The sequence below is a fragment of the Phenylobacterium sp. 58.2.17 genome (assembly GCF_026411515.1).
In the GTDB taxonomy this organism is placed as follows: Bacteria; Pseudomonadota; Alphaproteobacteria; order Caulobacterales; family Caulobacteraceae; genus Phenylobacterium.
Map to the genome: position 1 here is coordinate 14,843 of NZ_JAPMTQ010000025.1, position 14,092 is coordinate 28,934.

At 69.5% G+C, this 14,092-nt stretch carries 14 protein-coding genes; 5 read left to right on the plus strand and 9 right to left on the minus strand.

Annotation, left to right across the window (positions count from 1 at the left end; all coding sequences use genetic code 11):
• Positions 1-90: 90 nt before the first annotated feature.
• Complete coding sequence (locus OUA97_RS15145; RefSeq protein WP_267232823.1) at positions 91-459, plus strand: hypothetical protein; 369 nt, start codon at positions 91-93, stop codon at positions 457-459.
• Here OUA97_RS15145 and OUA97_RS15150 read toward each other — a convergent pair.
• On the minus strand, positions 456-1,715 hold the full coding sequence (locus tag OUA97_RS15150; RefSeq protein ID WP_267232824.1) for an amidase: 1,260 nt from the start codon (positions 1,713-1,715) through the stop codon (positions 456-458). The two genes, OUA97_RS15145 and OUA97_RS15150, sit on opposite strands and share 4 nt — an antisense overlap.
• Positions 1,709-3,436 carry an N-acyl-D-amino-acid deacylase family protein gene (locus OUA97_RS15155; protein ID WP_267232826.1) on the minus strand — a complete coding sequence of 576 codons (1,728 nt, stop codon included), beginning with the start codon at positions 3,434-3,436 and terminating at the stop codon, positions 1,709-1,711. The genes OUA97_RS15150 and OUA97_RS15155 overlap by 7 nt, the downstream gene beginning before the upstream one ends.
• A 475-nt stretch (positions 3,437-3,911) precedes the next feature.
• Between OUA97_RS15155 and OUA97_RS15160 the strand changes: the two genes are divergently transcribed.
• Positions 3,912-4,349 carry a CBS domain-containing protein gene (locus tag OUA97_RS15160; protein ID WP_267232827.1) on the plus strand — a complete coding sequence of 146 codons (438 nt, stop codon included), beginning with the start codon at positions 3,912-3,914 and terminating at the stop codon, positions 4,347-4,349.
• 131 nt (positions 4,350-4,480) lie between these two features.
• Here OUA97_RS15160 and OUA97_RS15165 read toward each other — a convergent pair whose 3' ends face one another.
• The 4 genes from OUA97_RS15165 to folK all read right to left on the minus strand — a co-directional run bounded on the left by OUA97_RS15165 (position 4,481) and on the right by folK (position 8,448).
• On the minus strand, positions 4,481-6,649 hold the full coding sequence (locus tag OUA97_RS15165; protein ID WP_267232829.1) for a RelA/SpoT family protein: 2,169 nt from the start codon (positions 6,647-6,649) through the stop codon (positions 4,481-4,483).
• Positions 6,650-6,744: 95 nt separating this feature from the next.
• Positions 6,745-7,104: a DNA-directed RNA polymerase subunit omega gene (gene rpoZ, locus OUA97_RS15170; protein ID WP_183770296.1), complete on the minus strand. Its 360-nt coding sequence runs from the start codon at positions 7,102-7,104 to the stop codon at positions 6,745-6,747.
• Positions 7,105-7,189: 85 nt separating this feature from the next.
• On the minus strand, positions 7,190-7,828 hold the full coding sequence (locus OUA97_RS15175; RefSeq protein ID WP_267232832.1) for an HAD hydrolase-like protein: 639 nt from the start codon (positions 7,826-7,828) through the stop codon (positions 7,190-7,192).
• A gap of 83 nt (positions 7,829-7,911) precedes the next feature.
• Positions 7,912-8,448, minus strand: a complete 537-nt coding sequence (gene folK, locus OUA97_RS15180) for a 2-amino-4-hydroxy-6-hydroxymethyldihydropteridine diphosphokinase (protein ID WP_323690859.1) — start codon at positions 8,446-8,448, stop codon at positions 7,912-7,914.
• Here folK and OUA97_RS15185 point away from each other — a divergent pair.
• Together OUA97_RS15185 and OUA97_RS15190 are read left to right on the plus strand one after the other, a co-directional pair.
• Complete coding sequence (locus tag OUA97_RS15185) at positions 8,447-9,049, plus strand: NYN domain-containing protein (protein WP_267232835.1); 603 nt, start codon at positions 8,447-8,449, stop codon at positions 9,047-9,049. The genes folK and OUA97_RS15185 overlap by 2 nt on opposite strands.
• The gene (locus OUA97_RS15190; RefSeq protein WP_267232836.1) at positions 9,049-9,708 is read left to right on the plus strand and encodes a uracil-DNA glycosylase; all 660 of its coding nucleotides are present in this window, start codon (positions 9,049-9,051) and stop codon (positions 9,706-9,708) included. Before OUA97_RS15185 ends, OUA97_RS15190 begins: the two co-directional genes overlap by 1 nt.
• Here OUA97_RS15190 and OUA97_RS15195 read toward each other — a convergent pair.
• Genes OUA97_RS15195 through dapA form a run of 3 tightly spaced genes read right to left on the minus strand, consistent with a single transcriptional unit; the run spans position 9,705 to position 11,771 of the window.
• Entirely contained in the window at positions 9,705-10,445 is a 741-nt protein-coding gene (locus OUA97_RS15195) for a GNAT family N-acetyltransferase (RefSeq protein ID WP_267232837.1), read from the minus strand. The genes OUA97_RS15190 and OUA97_RS15195 overlap by 4 nt on opposite strands.
• Positions 10,432-10,887, minus strand: coding sequence for an SsrA-binding protein SmpB (smpB, locus tag OUA97_RS15200; protein ID WP_267232838.1), 456 nt, complete (start codon positions 10,885-10,887; stop codon positions 10,432-10,434). Before smpB ends, OUA97_RS15195 begins: the two co-directional genes overlap by 14 nt.
• The gene (dapA, locus tag OUA97_RS15205; RefSeq protein WP_267232839.1) at positions 10,887-11,771 is read right to left on the minus strand and encodes a 4-hydroxy-tetrahydrodipicolinate synthase; all 885 of its coding nucleotides are present in this window, start codon (positions 11,769-11,771) and stop codon (positions 10,887-10,889) included. Before dapA ends, smpB begins: the two co-directional genes overlap by 1 nt.
• A 125-nt stretch (positions 11,772-11,896) precedes the next feature.
• Here dapA and OUA97_RS15210 point away from each other — a divergent pair, with 125 nt between their 5' ends.
• Complete coding sequence (locus OUA97_RS15210; RefSeq protein ID WP_267232841.1) at positions 11,897-14,068, plus strand: lytic transglycosylase domain-containing protein; 2,172 nt, start codon at positions 11,897-11,899, stop codon at positions 14,066-14,068.
• Positions 14,069-14,092 lie beyond the last annotated feature (24 nt).

The following is a 14,092-nucleotide window of genomic DNA, read 5'->3' on the forward strand; positions in this document are numbered from 1 at the left end:
TGCCTCGCCACATCAGCGCCACGAAGCGTCCGCAGATAACGGCGTCGTGCGGATTCGGCGCGGCGAGCCATACGGGCCGGGGTGGTGGTGATGCGTAGCAAGGTCCTTCTCGCAGGGGCGCTCGGCGTGGTCGTCATCGCCACGGCCGCCCGCGCCGCAGAAGCCTCCGCCGCCACTCGCCATCCGGTCGTGCTCGACCGCTTCGTCTACGGCGCCGAGGCCTGGGGCCGCTGGGGCCTGCAGCGCCTCAAGCCCGGTCGACTGACGGAAGTCACCCGGATGGCGCGCTGGACCCTGTCGCTGCGCCACAAGAAGATCGATATCTGCGCCATCAGGATCTTCTGCCGGCCCAGGCCGGCCGAAGAGGTCAAGACCGCCGAGGCGGCCCAGCCGAAACCCAAGGGCGCCGGGCGTCTTGCGCCCGGCCTGCCCGCCCGCGTCCACTACGGCGCGCCCTAAAACGCCGACAGGTCGGGCCGCCGGCCGTTCCATCCCGACACCGCCTCGTACGCCGCCGCCAGGGCGACGACGGACGCCTCGTCGGCCATCCGCCCCATGATCTGCAGGCCGGCCGGCAAGCCGCCGTCGGTTAGCCCCATCGGCACGCTGGCGGCCGGCAGGTCCAGGTAGTTGCCGGCCCGGGTCATGGCCGAGAATGGTGAGGCGGTCTCATCGACATCCTCGATCGGCGGCGCGGGGATCGGCAGCGTCGGCGAGATCAGTGCGCCGTAGGGCGCCATCCAATCCTGGAACTCGCGTTGATCGGCCGCCCGCCGGGCCAGCGCCCGGGCCAACTCCGCGTCGGTGACGCTGCGGCCGGCCTCGAAACGCTTGACCACCCAACGATCCATGAACTCGCCATTGGCCGCAATGTGCGGCCCGCGCACCCGCCAGCCCTCGGCCGCCATCAACCAGCCGTTGGGGATGAAGTAGTCGGCGAACGGCCTCGGCGTACGGGCCGTCTCGATCTCCACACCCAGGACCGCCAGGGCGCCGACCGCGGCCTGGTACAGTTCCGCCACCTGCGGGTCGGTCGCCGGCATCGCCTCCATCGGCAGCACCGCCACCTTCCAGCCGCGCACGTCCATCGCCAGCGCCGCCGCCGCGTCGAACCGCGGGCGCACGGCGCCGCCGCCGTCCGGACCGGAGATCAACTCCAGCACCCGCGCGGCGTCCGCCACCGAGCGGGCCAGCGGGCCCAGCGTGTCCAGGCTGGGCGCTAGGTCGTGCACGCCCCGCGTCGAGACCAGCCCGCGTCCGGGCTTTAAGCCCACCACGCCGCACGCGGCGGCCGGGATCCGGATCGAGCCGCCGGTGTCGGTGCCCAGCGCCACGTCGCAGAGGCCGCTCGCCACCGCCACCGCCGAGCCGCTGGACGATCCGCCTGGCGCGCGATGCACGGCCCCGTCCCAGGGGTTCCACGGCGCACCCACCGATCGATTGGTGCCCCAGCCGCCGAACGCCAGCTCGACCGTATGGGTCTTGCCCACCGCCAGGTAACCGGCGTCGAGCAGTCGCTGGACCGCCACGGCATGGTCCTTCGGCGCCGCGTCCAGCGGAACCACCCCGCCGCCGCCCGTCGGCACGCCGGCCACGTCGATCAGGTCCTTGATCGCGAACGTCGGCCCATGGCCAGTCCCCAGCGGCGGGTCGAACACCTGGGTAAAGGCGTGCAGCCGCTCGCCCATCCGGCGACGTTCGCCTGCGCTCACCATGTCCAGCTCCAGTCCTTGGCGCTCGCGCGGCAGCCGCCGTCGCTCCAGCCGCTCCAGCCGCGCCCGCGCACCACCTGGCCGGCCAGCTGACCGGTCGGCTCGCCGTCCTTCAGCGCCTGCTTGCCGTTGACGAACACGTCGCTGACCCCGACAGCGAACTGCTTGGGCTGCTCATAGGTGCCGACGTCGCCGATGGTCGCCGGATCGAACACCACCACGTCCGCATAGTAGCCGGCCTTCAGCATCCCGCGGTCCTTCAGCCCCAGGTTCTGGGCCGGGAACGCCGATAGCCGCCGCACGGCGTCGGCCAGGCTCGTCGTCTTCTCCTCGCGCACGTACTTGCCCAGCAGCCGCGCGAAGTTCCCGTAGGCCCGCGGATGGGTGCTCGACTTCAGGAATACGCCCTCGGGCGCCTGGGCCGAGGCGTCCGAGCCGAAGCTCATCCAGGGCAACGCCGTCTGGCGGGCCACGTTCTGCTCGGACATCAGGAAATAGACCACCTGCACCCGGCTACCATCCTCGATCACCAGGTCGATGGCCGCGTCCTCGGGCGAAACGCCGCGGTCCTTGGCCACCTGCGCCAGGGTCTTGCCGGTCAGCCCCTTCAGAGCCGGGTTCTTGAAGCCGACCAGCAGCGTGCCTTCAGCGCCGGCATGGCGGTAGAGGTTCTCGAAGGCCGGCTTCTCCTGCCGCATCTCGGCGATGACCTTGGCGCGGGTCGCCGGGTCCTTCAGGCGCTGGGTCCAGCTCTCCACCCCGCCGGCCTCCACCCAGGGCGGCATAGCTGCGTCGAGGCCCGTCGAGCCAGCCGTATAGGTGTACATGTCCGCAGTGATCCGATGGCCCGCCGCCCGCGCCGCCTCGATACGGGCGATCGCCGGGCGCAGCTTGTCCCAGTTGCCCTTGCCGGCCTGCTTCAGGTGATAGATCTCGGCCGGCGCGCCGGATTGCTTGGAGATGTCGATCAACTCGTCGATGGCCTCCAGCAGCCGGTCGGCCTCCGAGCGCATGTGGCTGATATAGATCCCGCCGCAGCGGCCCGCCTCGCTCGCCAGCGCGACCAGCTCCGGGGTCTCGGCATAGCTGGCCGGCGCGTAGATCAGCGACGATCCGACCCCCAGCGCCCCGTCCTGCATCGCTTCGACGACCAGCTTGCGCATCGCCGCCAGTTGCTCGGGCGTCGGGTCGACGTCGCCCTCGCCCAGCACGTGCTCGCGCACCGTCGCGGCCCCCACGAACGAGGCGACGTTCAGCGCCGATCCGCGCTTGGTCAGCCACGTCAGGTATTCGTCCAGGCTGGTCCAGGCGATGTCGTACTTGATGTCGCCCATGCGCTGGGTTTCCAGCCGCTTCATCTGCGGGCTCAGCGGTCCCATGGAACTGCCCTCGCCCATCACCTCCAAGGTGACGCCCTGCTTCAGGTCCGACAGCCCGCGCGGATCGGCGATCAGGCTGTCTGTGGCCCACGACAGCATGTTGATGAAGCCGGGCGAGACCGCCTTGCCGCCGGCGTCGATCACGGTGCGGGCGCCCTCGGGCGCCTTGGGCCCGACATAGGCGATGCGGTCCTCGGCGATCGCGACCTCGCCCTTGAACGGCGCACCTCCTGAGCCGTCATAGACCTGGGCGTTGCGGATCAGGACGTCATAGGCCGGGGGCGACGTCGCCTGGGCGGCGGTGGAGGCGAGCAGGACGGCGGCGAACGCGAGCGGCTTGTGCATGGCGCCCATGTGACGGGAGAATCCGCGCCCTGTCAGGCCCCGCAGAACGGGCGCCGCGAAGATTGTGCCACCAGGCCGGGAACCTATGCGCGCCTGCCCGGTTCAAGCTCATGTCTACGGACATGTCCGATCCCCGAAACGCAAACTCGAGATCGGCTCGGAGCCCAGAAGCGCCAGACGGCCTTCTGGGCTTTTTCATCCGCCTTCGGAATTTTTGCAGCCGGCCGGAACCCATCGCACGGGTCGCCCGTTGATGAGACGGTTGGAGATGAAAGTCGAAAACCAGCCCGACAAATCAGCCAGCGATGGAAAACGATAGTCGGACTTGAAGCCCGGTGGGTCCTCGACCCCCGGGCTTCGCTGTTTTGGGCGCACGATCGCCTCGCCGCCGCGACCTCGGAACACCCGCCGTTCCTGGCCGTTTGCCGCAGAGGCCGGCCCCCGTCGCCGGCTCCCCCAGGTACGGAGGCCCGACATGAAAGTCGCCGATTGCATGACCCGCAACGTCAAGATGGCCAGCCCGCAGGAGTCCCTACGCGACGCTTCGAGGATGATGGCCGAGCTCGACGCCGGCATCCTGCCCGTCGCCGACGGTGATCGGTTGGTCGGAATGATCACCGACCGCGACATCTGCGTGCGCGGCATCGCGCTGGGCAAGGGCCCGGACGCCAAGGTCGCCGACGTGATGAGCCGCGAGGTCAAATACTGCTTCGAGGACGACGACAGCGACGCCGTCCTGCGCAATATGGGCGACATACAGGTGCGCCGCCTGCCGGTGCTCAATCGCGACAAGCGGTTGATCGGCATCGTCTCGCTGGCCGACCTCGCCTCGGTCGGCCAGACCTCGCGCACCGGCGAGGCGCTCGGCGGCATCGTGCGACCGGGCGGCGAACACTCGCAGTCGGTTCACTGATCTAGAGCGCCCGTCGAGGCCGCTGTCGGCTGGCGGGTGAAAACGGCCTGAATTCAAAGAGTCCTGAGCATTTCCGATCCAATCAGATCGGAAATCGCTCCAGGGCTGGGCGCGCTCCAGGCGGAAGCCCCTCACCCCTTGGCGCGGTCGACAGTCTCGATGCTGGGATAGGCGCGCAAGGCCGCGGCGATGTTGGTCAGGTGCCGGGCGTCCTTGACCTCGACGTCGAAGTCCACGTCGAAGAAGTCCGACTGCCGCCGGTGCATGCGCAGGTTGACGATATTGCCGCCCGCCTCGCCGATCGCCGTGCAGGCCTGGCCCAGCACGCCGGGCGCGTTGCGGATGGTGGCGGTCAGCTTGGACAGCGTCACCGTGTTGCGCTCGGCCTCGGGCGTCCATTGCAGGTCGCGCCAAAGCTCCTCGCGGTCCTCGAACTCGGCCAGCCGCGCACAGTCGATGGTGTGCACCGTCAGGCCGGTGCCGTCCGGTTCCAGGATGCCGACGATGCGGTCGCCGGGCACGGGCGTGCAGCACTGGCCGAAGTTCAGCGAGACGCCCGGCGTCAGCCCGCCGCCGCGCACATAGAGCCGCGCCCCCTTGCCGCCCTCGATCCGGCGCGTGGCCGCCGCGGCCTCGCGATCGGCCGCGTTCAGCCCGGGGAAGATGACATCCAGCACCTGGGTCGGAGCGATCCGCCCGCGGCCGACCATTTCGAACAGGTCGTCCTCGCTGGCCACCGCGAACCGCTCCAGTGACGGCTTCAGCAGTACGTCCTTGCGCGACTTTCCGGCCCGCTCGAAGGTCTGGTCCAGGCTCGCCCGGCCCAGCCGCACGAACTCGTCGCGCTCGGTCTGGCGGATGTGCCGGCGGATCGCCGAACGCGCGCGCCCGGTGACGGTCAGCGAACGCCAGTCCGGCGGCACCACAGGCTTGGTCCCGCGGATCACCTCGACCACATCGCCGTTCTGCAGCGTCGTGCGCAGCGGCTTAAGCTCGCCGTTGATCTTCACGCCGATGCAGGTGTCGCCGACGTCGGTATGGACCGCATAGGCGAAGTCCAGCGGCATCGCCCCGCGCGGAAGGCTCACCAGCTTGCCCTTCGGCGTGAACACAAACACCTGGTCGAGGTACATCTCGAGCTTGGCGTGCTCGACCAGTTCTTCGACATCGCCGCCGTGCTCCAGCACCTGGACCAGGTGGCGCAGATTGACCAGCGGGTCGCGCCCGCCGCCGGCGGCCTGGTCCTCAGGGTCGAAGCCATAGGACGAGTTCTTGTAGCGCCAGTGCGCCGCCACGCCGTCCTCGGCGATCCGGTCCATGGTCTCGGTGCGGATCTGCATCTCGATCCGCATGCCCTTGGGCCCAACCACGGTCGTGTGCAGCGAGCGGTAGTTGTTTCGCTTGGGAGTCGAGATGAAGTCCTTGAACCGCTCAGGCACGCTCGGCCAGGCGCGGTGGATCACCCCCAGGGCCGCATAGCAATCGGCCTCGGTGTCCACGATCACCCGGAACGCATAGATGTCGGAAAGCTGAGAAAATCCAATCGATTTGCGCTGCAGCTTGCGCCAGATCGAATAGGCGTTCTTCTCGCGCCCGAAGACCCGGGCCGGAATGCCGGCGGTCTCCAGCTTGGCCGCGATTTCGCCAGAGACGATCGAGACGGCCGCGCCCTGCTCGATGCGCAGCGCCTCCAGCCGCCGGCCGATAGCGTCGCGCGCCACGGGGTTCAGGTGCTCGAAGCACAGCTCTTCCAGCTCGGTGCAGATCCGGTGACAGCCGATCGAGCGCGCCAGCGGGGCATAGATGTCCAGGGTCTCGCGCGCGATCCGCTCGCGCTTGGCCGGGCTGGAGATGTAGTGCAGCGTCCGCATGTTGTGCAGGCGGTCGGCCAGCTTGACCATCAGGACCCGCACGTCCTTGGAAATGGCCAGGATGAACTTGCGCAGGTTCTCGGCCTGCTTGGTGCGCTCGCTGTTGAGTTCCAGCTTGGTGAGCTTGGTCACCCCCTCGACCAGCTCGGTGATCTCGGGCCCGAACAGCGCGCGGATGTCGTCGGGCGTGACCGGAGTGTCCTCGATCACGTCGTGCAGCAGCGCGGTGACGATGGTGGCGGTGTCCAGCCGGTAGTCGGTCAGGATCCCCGCCACCTCGATCGGGTGGGCGAAATAGGGGTCGCCCGACGCGCGCTTCTGTGACCCATGCATGCGCATGGCGTAGACATAGGCGCGGTTCAGGACCGCCTCGTCGGCGGTAGGGTCGTACGAACGGACCTTCTCGATCAGTTCGTACTGGCGAAGCATCTTCGGCCGCTGCTTGGCGACCGGCGCATCGGCTTTGTCGGCGGGCGGTTGTTGAGGCGCCGCCGTGACGGTGAGGGGTTCTGCGCCTTCCGGGCTCAGTACCGCTCCTCCTGGCCGCCGTCACGGTCGCTCTGAAGCGCGCGAACCAGTTCCAGCTCGCTCATCTGCATGTGGGTCGGATCCGCCAGCAGGGCCAGGGTTTCGGCCTCTTCCTCGGCTTCCGAACGCTCATCCACGCGCTGCAGCGTGCCGATCAGGTTTTCCCGCAGGTCATCGGCGTCCACCACGTCGTCGGCGATCTCGCGCAGCGAGACGACCGGGTTCTTGTCGTTGTCGCGGTCGACCATCAGCGGCGCGCCGGCGGAAATGGCGCGGGCGCGATGGGCCGCCAGCAGCACGAGGCTGAAGCGGTTGGGGACCTTCTCGACGCAATCTTCGACGGTGACGCGGGCCATGTAATCCTCAGAGCGGCGGTAGAACCGCACAAAATAGAGGGTCCGCGTCGATTGTGCAACGCCGCATACCCTCGGAAAACGAAGCTCAGGCGCCGCAGAGCCCGGCTTCGCGCAATACGTCGTCGGTGGTTTCGAACACCGCGCTCGGCCGCTGGGCCCGCAGGATGTCGGCCGTGGCGTAGCCCCAGGTCACCGCCCCGGCGGCCAGGCGCATCTGCCGCGCCGCCTCAATGTCGCGCACCTCGTCGCCGACGCTCAGCACGTCGGCCTCGGCCACCCCAGCCGCCCGGATCACCTGCCGGAACTTGGCCGCCTTGCCGAAAATCGACGCCCCGCAGCCGTAGTACGCCACCAGGCCGGCCAACTCGGGCCCCAGCACCTGGCGGACCACCGCCTCCCCGTTCGAACTGACGATGGCCACCTTCACGCCGCGCGCCGCCAGGCGGCGCAGCATGTCGGCCACGCCTGGGAACAGGCCGATCGTCGGTGCGGCCTGGGCCGCCAGCTTGCGCATGTGCGCGGCGATGAGCGGCAGCTTCCAGGGGCTGACCTTCAGCGCCTGCATGATCTCGCGATTGGGCCGCCCGCGCAGCTCGGCCATCTCGGACAGGTCGATCTCGCGAAAGCCGTAGCGGCGGGCCACGCCGTTCAGCGCGCCAGCGAACCAGGCGGCGCTGTCGGCCAGCGTGCCGTCGAAATCAAAGATGATGAGCCGATAGCCCACGGGCCGATCCTGCCGCCTCGAAAGGGGCCGCGCCGTATACCCGCCTGACGGGCGCGTCAACTTCGACGATCACCCCTGCGACGTTAAAGCGGGACCGCGTCCAGCCCGACCGTGGCGCTGGCGGCCAGCTCGGCCGCCGTCCGCCCCAGCACCGGATGGCGCCACTCGGGCGCGATCTGCGCCAACGGCCCCATGACGAACAGCCGCTCGTGCGCCCGCGGGTGCGGCAGGGTCAGTTCCGGGTCATTGGAGACGATTCGGCCATGAGCGATCAGGTCGAGATCGAGCGTCCGCGGCGCGTTCCGGACGCTGCGCATGCGGCCGAATTCGTTCTCCAGCATGAACAATGTTCGGATTAGCGCTTGCGGCGAAAGCCGAGCCTCGACAAGCACAACGCCGTTGCGATACTCCTGATCGCTCGGGTCGGGCCAGGCGGCCGAACGCCACCAGGACGACCGACGCAGGATGGGCAATCCCGCCTCCGCGAAACGAGCAAGCGCCGCCTCGAGAAGGGCTTCGGACGAACCATAGTCGCCGGCGACATTACCGCCCAAGGCGACAACAGCAGCCTCGTCCGGATCTACGCCCAGAGACATTTTCGCAGGATTATTCGCACTCATGACTTTCTACCCCACGGACAGGCTGGCGCTCTTCATTGACGGAGCGAACCTGTACTCCGCCGCCAAGGGGCTGGGCTTCGATATCGACTATCGCAAGCTGCTGGAAGAGTTCCGCAGTCGCGGCGTGCTGGTGCGGGCCTACTACTACACCGCCCTGGTCGAGGATCAGGAATATTCGCCGATCCGACCGCTGGTCGACTGGCTCGACTACAACGGTTTCCGCCTGGTGACCAAGCCGGCGCGCGAATACACCGACGCGCAAGGGCGCAAGCGCTGGCGCGGCGACATGGATGTCGAGATCGCCGTCGACATGATGGAGATGGCGGCCCACGCGAACCATCTGGTGCTGTTCTCCGGCGACGGCGACTTCCGGGTCCTGGTCGAGGCCGTGCAGCGCCGCGGCGCGCGCGTCACCGTGGTCTCGACCGTCAAGTCGCAGCCGCCGATGGCGTCGGACGACCTGCGCCGTCAGGCCGACAACTTTGTGGATCTGGCCGACCTCGCCGACATCATCGGCCGACCCTCGCGCCTGCCGCGCTTCATTCAGGAAAGCCGCGCCGCCCGCGACGAGCATGGCCACGACGTCGACGCCGAGCTCTGATGTCCGTTGAACTTTGGGGCGCCGAGCCGCCCCGTGACTGCCCGCTGTGCCCGCGCCTGGTGGCCTACCGCCAGGCCAACGCCGCCCAGAACCCCGACTGGTGGAACGGCCCTGCCCCGTCGCTCGTGCCGGTCGGCGGACCGCAGAGCGTGCGTCTGCTGGTGGCCGGCCTTGCGCCCGGACGCACCGGCGCCAACCGCACCGGCCGCCCCTTCACCGGCGACCATGCCGGCTGGATGCTCTACGACACCCTCTTCAAGACCGGCTTTGCGAACGACAGGTTCGACGCCCGCACAGACGACGGCCTCGAACTGTACGACTGCATGATCACCAACGCGGTCCGCTGCGCCCCGCCCGGCAACAAGCCCGAGACCAGCGAAGAGAACACCTGCCGCCCGTTCCTGACCCAACGGTTCAAGGACCTGCCGAACCTCAAGGTGATCGTCACCCTGGGCGACGTCTCGCGCCGCAACGTGCTCAAGGCCCTGGGCCTCAAGGCCTCGGCCGGCATCTCAGGCCACGGCGCCGAATTCCAGGCCGGCCCCTATGTCGTGCTGAACAGCTACCACTGCTCGCGCCTCAACACGAACACCGGCCGCCTGACCGCGCCGATGTTCGAGGCCGTCTTCCGCCGCGCCCGCGAGCTGATCGACGCCTAGCGGCTCCAGTAGAAGTACCGCCAAGCCTGCGTGAACCCGGCACGCCGGTACAGGCTGCGCGCACCGGCGTTCCCTTCCTCGACCTGCAGGAAGACCCGCTCCACGCCGCGTGCCTGGGCCGCGCCCGCCAGCCCCGCCAGCACCCGCCCGGCCAGGCCCTCGCCGCGCCGCGAGGCGTCGGTGCGCATCCCGTGCACGCTGGCCCAGCCGTGGCCGAAGGCGGCGACGCCGACCGCCAGGGTCAGGTCGCCCTCCGAAATTCCGCCATAGACCGCGTCCGGCGAACGCGTCAGCGCCGCCACTCTATGACGGCCGTCCGCCTCGTCGAAGCCTTCGCTGGTGAACACCCGGGCCCAGCCGGCGTCCGGCGCCTGCGCCACCGCCGCCGCCGCGCCGCGGGCCGCGGCGATCATCGCCGCCGCGCCGCCGACCTTGACCAGCGTCGGCTGCTCGAAGTGATAGCCGCGCCGCGCCAGCTCGGCGCGCACACCCTCCAGTCCGGGCGCATCGGCGACCCGGAACGCCGGCGCCAAGCCGCGCGTGGCATAGGCCGTCTCGATCTGGTCGATCACGCCGGGATCGGCCGCAAGGTCATGGCTCAGCGGCACGGCGCTCGCGGCCCGGCGAATGGTTCCGTCGTTCAGGGCGACCAGCCAGCCGCCGATCTCCAGCGCCTCGCGCGGCGCGACCGCCGCGACGGTCGCCCGCTCGATCGCCTCGACGTCAGCCTCGGTCACGCAGCAGCCGGGCCTTGTCGCGCTGCCAGTCGCGCTCGGCGGTCGCCTCGCGCTTGTCATGCGTCTTCTTGCCCTTGGCCAGCGCGATCTCCAGCTTGGCCAGGCCTTTATCGTTCCAATAGAGCTTGGTCGGGATGATCGTACGCCCCTCGCGGGTCACGGCGCCGATCAGCTTGTCCAGCTGCTTGCGGTGCAGCAGCAGCTTCCGGTGCCGCCGCGGCTCGTGATTGAAGCGGTTGGCCTGGGCGAACGGCGGGATATCCGAGTTGATTAGCACCACCTCGTCGCCCTCCACCGAGGCGTAGGATTCGGCGATGTTGGCCCGCCCATTGCGCAGCGACTTGACCTCGGACCCGGTCAGCATCAGGCCCGCCTCGAAAGTCTCTTCGAGGAAGTAGTCGTACCGCGCGCGGCGGTTCTCTGCGATCAGCTTGCCAGCCATCAGACGACGCCGGCTTCTCTCATCCCGGCCAGCACCTCGGCGCGCGAGGCCTCCGACGCCGGCACGATCGGCAGGCGCACGTCCTCGGTGCAGAGGCCCAGGTGCGAGAGCGCGAACTTGACCGGCGCCGGCGAGGCGTCCGAGAACAGCGAACGGTGCAGGCGGAACAGGCGATCCTGCCAGTAGAGCGCGGTCTTCCAGTCGTCGCCCATGGCCGCGTTGTAGAAGGTGGCGCACAGGTCCGGCGCGACATTGGCGGTGACCGAGATGCAGCCGTGGCCGCCGTGGGCCATGTAGCCCAGCGCCGTCAGGTCGTCGCCCGAAAGCAGCACCCAGTCCTCGCCGCACAGCTGGCGCTGGACGGTGGCGCGGGTCATGTCGGCGGTGGCGTCCTTGATGCCGACGATGTTCGGCAGCTTGGCCAGCCGGCCCAGGGTCTCGTTGCTGATGTCCACCGCGGTGCGGCCGGGCACGTTGTAGACTAGCACCGGCAGCTGCACCGCCTCGTTGATCGCCGCATAGTGGGCGTAGAGGCCCTCCTGGCTCGGGCGGTTGTAGTACGGGGTCACCACCAGGGCGGCGTCCGCGCCGATGGTCTTGGCATGCCGCACCAACTCGATCGCCTCGTCGGTCGAATTGGAGCCGGCGCCGGCGACCACCGGCACGCGGCCGGCGGCGGTCTTCACGGCCAGCTCGACCACCCGGCGGTGTTCGTCATGGGAAAGCGTCGCGGTCTCACCGGTCGTGCCCACGGGCACGATGCCGTGGACGCCGCCCGCGATCTGACGCTCGACGAGGGCCACGAACGCCTTCTCGTCCACCGCGCCGTCGCGGAACGGAGTCGCCAGGGCCGGCATCACGCCCTTGAACAATGTATCTGACATGGTCTGCAAAAAGCCGTGAAAGCGAGGCCAGTTGTTGCGGCCTCATGATTTGGCCGGACAATATGGCGGGGCGCCCCCGCGCCGCAACATAGTTTCATCCTTCAGCGAGACCGGAGTTCGTCACCTTGCCGTCCAAGGCCCGTAAAGCGTTTCTGACCACCGCCTCGATCGCCCTGCTGGCCACCGTGGCCAACGCCCAGGCGCCGACCGGGGGGGCTCCGGCCCAGGGACCCTACCGGCCGTTCTCCGGCGCCGATCGCCCGCCCTCCGAGGGGCCGCGCCCGATCGAGCTGACCCAGACCCCGCCGACCGCCTATCGCCAGTCGCTGTCGATGACCGAATCCGCGACCCTCGAATCCGCCCTGGCCGCGGCCAAGCGCGGCGACGTCACGACAGCCCGGTCCGCCATCGCCGCGCTCTCCGACCCGATCGCCAAGAAGCTCGCCACCTGGGCCCTGGCCGACTCGTCGGCGGAATCGATGTCGTTCTTCGAACTCGACCAGGCCCGCCGCGACCTCGCCGGCTGGCCGCGCGGGAGCCGCCGCCAGCTCGGCGCGGAGAAGCTGCTGGAGACCTCGGGCCAGACGCCCCAGCAGGTCATCGCCTGGTTCGGCGGCTCCGATCCGCAGACCGCCGAGGGCGCGATGGCCCTGGCCAGCGCCTATCAGGCCAGCGGCCGGCAGAAGGACGCCGAGGACCTGATCCGCCGCTTCTGGCGCGACAAGCTGTTCGAGGTGACGCCCCAGCGCACCATGCTGGCCCGCTTCGGCGCGATGCTGACGCCCGAGGACCACGTCCGCCGCGCCGACATCCTTCTCTACGGCCCGCAGGGTCCGGCCGCGCGCGATATCCTGCCGCTGCTGCCGCCCGACCAACTGCAGGTCGCCCAGGTGCGGATGGCCTACCGCGCCGGCTCCTCAGCCGCCAACGACCAGGCGAACGCGCTGCCCGGCGCCCTCTCCAACGATCCGGGCGTCGCCTTCGAACGCGCCAGCTTCTACCGCCAGCGCAACCTCGAGACGCTGGCGCTCGCCAATCTCCGCTACTTCCCCACCGACCTGGCGCACGGCGACATGGCCGACCGCATCTGGGCCGAGCGCTATCGCCTGATCCTCTACGCCCTGCGCAACGGCGACTCAGCCGGCGCCTACGCCGCCGCCGCCAATAGCGGCCTGACCACCGGCGCGCCGGCCGCCGACGCCGAGTTCTACGCCGGCTGGATCGCTCTCACCCGCCTGAAGCGGCCCGACCAGGCCGCAGTCCACTTCGCCAACCTTGAGCGGATCGGCCAGTCGCCCATCACCCGGGGCCGCGCCTTCTACTGGCAGGGCCGCACTGCCGAGGCGCGCGGCGACCAGGCCGCGGCCAAGGGCTTCTACGCCGCCGGAGCCAAGTACAACACGACCTTCTACGGCCAGCTCGCCACCGAAAAGCTCGGCCAGCCGCTGGTGCTCGGGTCGGACCCGCAGGTCACCCAGGCCGACCGTGCGCGGTTCGAGAGCCGCGACACGGTGCGCGCCGCCCGCCTGCTCTACGAGATCGGCAATCGCGACCTCTTCAAGACCTTCGTGCTGGCGCTGGACGACATCCTGCCGACGGTCGAGGAACAGGCCCTGCTGGTCGACCTGGCGCGGGGCTACGGCGACCAGGACACCTCCATGAAGGTGGTGCGGACCGCCGCTCAGCGCGGGTTCATCCTGCCCGAACGCGGCTATCCGCTGCGCAATCCGCCGCCGGTGGCCGGCGCGCCCGAACCGGCCCTCACCCTTGGCATCACGCGCCAGGAAAGCGGCTTCGACCCCATGGCCCGCTCGGGGGCCGACGCGCGCGGGATGATGCAGCTGCTGCCCGCCACCGCCGCCAGCACCGCCCGGGGCCTGGGCATGAGCTTCGAGACCTCGATGCTCTGGCAACCCGACTACAACATGCAGCTGGGCCAGGCCTTCCTCGGCCGGCAGATCAACAACTTCTCGGGCTCGTACCCGATGGCGATCGCCGCCTACAACGCCGGGCCGGGCCGTCCGCCTCAGTGGGTCCAGTTCTGCGGCGACCCGCGCGGCGGCTCGACCGATCCCATCGACTTCGTCGAGTGCATTCCGTTCTCGGAAACCCGCAACTACGTGATGCGGGTCATGGAGGGCATGCAGGTCTATCGCGCCCGCCTGGCCGGCGGCTCGGCCCCGATCACGCTCAGCGCAGACCTCAAGCGCGGTTCGTACAGCGGTTATGCCGGGACGGTCGGCCCGCAACCGCCGCTGCCCCTGGGCGGAGCGAACGCGCCGATCCCTAATCCCTAGGGACCGGCGCTCGCGGCGCGCGCT